Genomic DNA, 4,726 nt, shown 5'->3' on the forward strand with positions numbered 1-4,726 from the left:
TCTAGTTTTACAAAAGTTCTATTCTTAACCAGCTTCTTATTTTTTACAGGGTCTATTTTTGCAGAGTCTGGTCATGGAGATGAATCAGAACATGAAGAGGAAGGGCATATAGAATTATCTAACGAGCAAATACAGCATGCCGGAATAGTGGTTAGCACCGTTGGTGCCAATGTTATTCGTGATGTATTACCTGTTTATGGTTTGGTTGCTACTAATGCTGAAAGTTTGCAAGTGGTTAATGCCAGATTTGATGGTGTGGTACGTGATGTAAAGAAGAGCATCGGTGATCCGGTCCGTAAAGGTGAAACATTGTTAATTGTTGAAGCAAATGAAAGCTTGAAAAACTATTCAATAACTTCTGAAATTAATGGATATATCACACAGCGAAATATAAATATTGGAGAGAAAACAAATGAAACTCCTTTACTGGTGATTCAAGATTTTTCTACTGTTTGGGTAGAATTAAGCATATTTCCGAAGGATCTTCCTTTGGTCAAATTAAATCAGACGGTTAACATACAAAGTACTGATTTAAAAAATATTTCAGAAGGTAAAATTATTTATATTTCACCATTTGGACAAGTGCAAAGCCAAGCCACTAAAGCTCGTGTTCTACTTGAAAACAGCAACAACATTTGGAAGCCGGGCTTATTTGTTAATGCCAACATTACACTTGATGAAATAAATGCGCCAGTTTCTATACGTAATGAAGCAATACAAGTTATTGAAGATAAAAATGTAGTTTTTGTCAAAGGTGAATCTGGGTTTGAACCACGCGAAGTGAGCCTTGGTCGAACAGATGGTCAATATAGTGAAGTTCTAACGGGTTTGTCGGTTGGTGAAATGTATGTGAGTAACAATAGCTTTGTTTTGAAGTCTGAGTTGGGGAAAGAGGATGCTGAACATGGGCATTAAATTTTTTATGCGTCTTCGTTTACCTTTATACCTTATTTATGTTTTTAAATTTAGACATAATCGGTTGTGTGCTTCAAATAGGAGTTTTAAATGATTGATAAACTCATTCAATTTTCCATAACCCGCCGGTGGTTGGTTATGTTTTTTGTTTTGCTAACGGGTGCACTAGGCGTTTGGAATTATCAACATCTTCCTATTGATGCTGTACCTGATATTACCAATGTTCAAGTTCAAATTAACACAGAAGCACCTGGGTATTCACCACTAGAAGTTGAGCAGCGAGTCACCTATTTGGTTGAAATGTCAATTGCAGGTTTACCTTATGTTGAGAGTACTAGATCGCTATCTCGTTACGCACTCTCACAAGTTACTGTTGTGTTTGAGAAAGGAACTGATATTTATTTTGCTCGGAATCTTATTAACGAACGTTTGCAACAAGCTAAAAGTGAGATGCCGTCAGGTATTGAGCCCGTAATGGGACCTGTTGCAACTGGATTAGGTGAAATCTTTCACTATTCAGTTCATGCAGCGCCAGGGGCTTTGCAAGCAGATGGACAACCTTACGATGCAACAGCTTTGCGTACATTGCAAGATTGGGTTATTCGTCCTCAATTGCGTTTGGTTGAGGGGGTTACTGAAGTAAATACAATCGGAGGGTATGAAAAGGAGTTTCATATTACACCAGAACCTTCAAAGCTATTGGCTTACCAAATTAGTTTTGATGATTTAGTCGCTGCGTTGCAGAAAAATAATTCGAATGTAGGTGCTGGGTATATAGAGAAAAATGGTGAACAATATTTGATCCGTGCTCCAGGTCAGGTTACTGATATTTCATCGATTAAGCAGATCATTGTTGCTCGTAGGGATGGAATTCCTATTACCGTAGGTGATGTTGCAGAGATTGGGTTTGGTAAACAGCTTAGAACTGGTGCTGCAACTCGCGATGGCGAAGAAACTGTGTTGGGCACAGCTGTTATGTTGCTTGGCGGAAATAGTAGAACTGTTTCTCAGGCAGTATCAGCAAAATTGCTTGAGATTAATAAAACTCTTCCAGAAGGTGTGATTGCTGAACCAGTTTACGATCGTACTGTATTGGTAGATAAGACGATTGCAACAGTTCAGACCAATTTAGCTGAAGGTGCTGTGTTGGTCATTGTCGTTCTTCTCGTTATGCTGGGTAATGTTAGGGCTGCTTTATTAACTGCCATGGTGATCCCTTTATCGATGTTGATGTTGATGACTGGCATGGTAGAAACCAAAGTAAGCGCAAATCTCATGAGTCTAGGTGCACTTGATTTTGGGTTAATTGTTGACGGTGCTGTAATCATAGTTGAGAACTGTATTTTAAGGCTGGCAGGAAGACAGCATCACCTGGGGCGAATATTGACATTGGATGAACGTTTTCAGACCGTCTTTACGGCTACCCGTGAAGTGTTTACTCCAAGTCTGATAAGTGTTTTAGTTGTTATTATGGTCAATTTGCCAATTTTGGCGCTGACAGGTGTCGAAGGTAAAATGTTTACTCCAATGGCAATGGCCGTAATCATGGCTTTATTGTCTGCACTTGTATTGTCTCTCACTTTTGTTCCTGCGGCAGTCGCTTTGTTTATGACAGGCCACATAGAAGAAAAAGACAACTTTATCGTCAGTCAATCTAAACGATTATATCTGCCAATTTTGTCGATTGTGTTGAGATTCCGAGTACTTGTAATTTCAATAGCATTGATATTTGTGATTTTAGTCGGATTTGTTGCAACAAAAATGGGAACCGAGTTTGTTCCTAATCTTGATGAGGGCGATATTGCGATCCAAGCACTTCGAATTCCAGGGACCAGTTTAACTCAATCATTAGATATGCAGTTTAAGTTGGAGAAGGCAATTCTAGAGATTCCGGAGGTTAAAACTTATTTCTCGAGAGTTGGTACTGCAGAGGTTGCGAGTGATCCTATGGGGCCAAATATATCTGATGGTTATGTGATGCTTAAGGATCATAGTGAGTGGCCAAATCCTGAAAAGACTAAGGCTCAACTTTTAGAAGAAATAAGTGAAAAACTAGCCTTACTACCAGGTAATGCTTTCGAAATAAGCCAACCTATTCAACTTCGGTTTAACGAATTGATTTCAGGTGTCAGATCTGATTTAGGTATAAAAATTTTTGGAGATGATTTATCTAAATTACTGAGTTCAGGTGCTGAAATAGCAAAAGTGTTAAGTAGTATTGAAGGGGCTGAAGGCGTAAAAGTAGAGCAAGTTTCTGGATTACCCATCTTATCAATTGATGCTGACAGAGCTGCTATGTACCGTTTAGGCTTAAACGTCTCGGATGTCCAAGATGTAGTTGCTGCTGCAACGGGAGGTGAGAGTGCTGGCTTGATTTTTGATGGTGATCAACGTTTATCAATCGTTGTAAGGGTTGATGAGAGGGTTCGAGGAAATTTAGAAGCGTTAGAGCGTTTACCTATTCCGTTACCTGAAGGTGGTTATGTACCATTAAGAGAAGTCGCTAAACTTACTTTAGCACCTGGCCCTAATCAGATTTCACGTGAAAATGGAAAACGAAGATTGGTCGTTAGCGCGAACGTCCGTGGTAGAGATCTAGGCGGATTTGTTGCAGAAGTACAAAGTAAGGTTGCTGAGCAAGTCAAATTATCTCCAGGATATTGGTTAGAATACGGTGGTACTTTTGAGCAATTACAATCTGCTTCTGATCGTTTAACTATACTTGTGCCTATAACATTGATAATGATATTTGCTCTTTTAATGATGACATTTGGCTCCGCAAAAGACGCAGCTTTAGTCTTTAGTGGAGTACCACTAGCCCTTACTGGAGGCGTCATAGCTTTATGGTTGCGTGATATCCCTCTATCTATTACAGCTGGTGTAGGTTTTATTACTTTGTGCGGCGTTTCTGTTTTGACGGGGGTTATGATGGTATCTGCATTTAAAGATGAACTGGATCGTGGAAGTCCTATCGATCAAGCTATTCAAACTGGTGCAATGTTGCGATTAAGACCAATTATGATGGTTGCACTTGTTGCAGCATTAGGGTTTTTACCAATGGCGCTTAATACTAGCACTGGTGCAGAAGTCCAGAGACCACTAGCTACAGTCGTTATTGGTGGGATCATTTCATCAACATTACTCACTTTATTAGTATTACCTGGCTTGTACAGACTTACTTGGCGAAAGACGAAACAGCTAAAATAGTAATTAAAATTTAAGTATGAAGAAGGGATTGCGGTGTTCGAGTTGTCCGTAATCCCTTTAAATATAATTTCAAATTGACAGGTAAAAATATGAAAAAAATTACTGCATTAATTCACCATGTAAGGTCTGCCGATGTTATACAAGCATTACAAGATTCTGGCTACGGAAATATATCAATATTTGATGTCAAAGGAACATTGAAAGCTCTTCGGGAAAGTGAGTTAGCATATTCTTCTGAAGCTGGTGTTACTATCTCTGAAGTTCAGCTATCTCTTATATGTGAAGATGAACAAGTAGATGAAGTTATATCAATTATTAGAAAAATAGGTAAAATTGGAACGGAAATTTCTGGGTGGGTTTACGTTAGTCCAATTGACACAATCCTTCCAATTGGTGGCATTTAGATACTTAGTTTAAAATAATAAGGGCATATTTATGAGATATTTATTTGCTTTTTTAGTTATCGTTACTTCTTTTAATTGTAATTATTCTTTTGCGCATCTAGATAGAATGAAAAGCATGGATCATTCAAGAAATAGTCATATGAATGAGAAGAAGGTAATTAGCATTACCATTAAAACAATAAATAAAATGACATTCAAAG

4 protein-coding genes are annotated in these 4,726 nt (G+C 38.3%); all 4 read left to right on the plus strand.

Annotation, left to right across the window (positions count from 1 at the left end; genetic code table 11):
- On the plus strand, positions 1-915 hold a 915-nt coding region (locus tag CXF78_RS10465; protein WP_219622067.1), incomplete at its 5' end, for an efflux RND transporter periplasmic adaptor subunit.
- 90 nt (positions 916-1,005) lie between these two features.
- On the plus strand, positions 1,006-4,122 hold the full coding sequence (locus CXF78_RS10470; protein ID WP_011638886.1) for an efflux RND transporter permease subunit: 3,117 nt from the start codon (positions 1,006-1,008) through the stop codon (positions 4,120-4,122).
- Positions 4,123-4,211: 89 nt separating this feature from the next.
- A complete protein-coding gene (locus tag CXF78_RS10475) occupies positions 4,212-4,526 on the plus strand; it encodes a P-II family nitrogen regulator (protein WP_041413220.1) in 315 nt (104 codons plus the stop codon).
- Positions 4,527-4,557: 31 nt separating this feature from the next.
- Positions 4,558-4,726, plus strand: a 169-nt coding sequence (locus CXF78_RS22055; RefSeq protein WP_219622068.1) for a DUF6488 family protein, incomplete at its 3' end; no start/stop codon positions are given.

The organism is Shewanella sp. 11B5, from assembly GCF_002836795.1.
Taxonomy (GTDB): domain Bacteria; phylum Pseudomonadota; class Gammaproteobacteria; order Enterobacterales; family Shewanellaceae; genus Shewanella; species Shewanella frigidimarina.

Bases quoted from the DNA above. Each gene is read 5' to 3' on its own strand.
- CXF78_RS10470 (WP_011638886.1), top strand. From the start codon at position 1,006: ATGATTGATAAACTCATTCAATTTTCCATAACCCGCCGGTGGTTGGTT.
- CXF78_RS10475 (WP_041413220.1), top strand. From the start codon at position 4,212: ATGAAAAAAATTACTGCATTAATTCACCATGTAAGGTCTGCCGATGTT.